The 1,081-nt window shown below is 64.5% G+C and carries 1 protein-coding gene; it reads right to left on the bottom strand.

The features are described from left to right. Positions 1–23 precede the first annotated feature (23 nt). Positions 24–989, bottom strand: a complete 966-nt coding sequence (locus FCI23_RS55860) for an IS30 family transposase (protein ID WP_246144955.1) — start codon at positions 987–989, stop codon at positions 24–26. Between the last annotated feature and the right edge of the window lie 92 nt (positions 990–1,081).

Raw genomic sequence — 1,081 nt, 5'->3', positions numbered from 1 at the left:
GGCGGTCTCAAGTGGTGAGCGCATCAAGCTGACGCGATGAATTCCTGCAATTTTTCTGCCGGAGTCCGCCATCCCAGCGTTTGCCGAGGGCGTCCATTCAGTCGCGCAGCGATCTCATCAAGCTCGGCTTGAGTGTACCAGAAGAGGTCCGTTCCTTTCGGAAGGTATTGCCGAATGAGGCCATTCGTATTCTCGTTGCTGCCGCGCTGCCACGGTGAGTGCGGGTCGCAGAAGAACACGGGGACGTCGGTGGCGATGGAGAATGTGGCGTGGTCGGCCATCTCGACTCCCTGATCCCATGTCAGCGACCGTCTCAGTTGCTCCGGGAGTTGCTGGATGTTGCTGGCCAGCACGCTGGCGGTGCGGGCAGCGGTGCGGTCGTAGGGGAGTTTCAGCAGCATCGTGAAGCGGGTGGTGCGCTCGACCAGGGTGATGACCTGGGATTTGCCGCCCTTGCCGATGATGAGGTCGCCCTCCCAGTGTCCGGGTACCGCGCGGTCCTCGGCCTCGGCGGGGCGCTCGCTCACGTTGACCATGTCGGCAATCCGGGCTTGCCTGGGGCGAGTTGTCCCCTGTGGGCGGCGCTGCACGCGTCCTTGCCGCAGGGCCAGTTTGAGCTCGGTCTTCAGTTCGCCGCGGGCCTGCAGGTACAGCGTCTGGTAGATCGTCTCGTGGGACACGTGCATCGTCTCGTCATCCGGGTGGTCCTCGGCCAGGCGGCCGGCAATCTGCTGCGGCGACCACTCCTTGGCCAGCCCGTCGGCCACCGCGTCGTGCAGCCGTCGGTCCGACTCAAGCTTGCACGTCTTCGGCCGGGCGCGCCGGGTGTCCGCACGATCTTGGGCGTCCCATGCGGAGTAGGCGTCCTTGCCGCCGTTGCGGGCCACTTCACGCGAGACCGTCGAAGGGCTGCGGCCGATCCGCTCGGCAATCAGTCGAAGCGAATCATTCTGCGCCAGACCGCGCAATATGGACTCGCGTTCCTGCACGCACAGCGGGTTCCCTTGACTCAACTGCCGCAACCTCCGGTTCAGCGCAAAGTGATCATGATCTCACGATGCACTGACCAGTTGAGAGCGCC

The organism is Actinacidiphila oryziradicis, assembly GCF_005047355.1.
GTDB lineage: Bacteria > Actinomycetota > Actinomycetes > Streptomycetales > Streptomycetaceae > Actinacidiphila > Actinacidiphila oryziradicis.
This window is presented reverse-complemented; position numbering and strand designations above follow the sequence as displayed.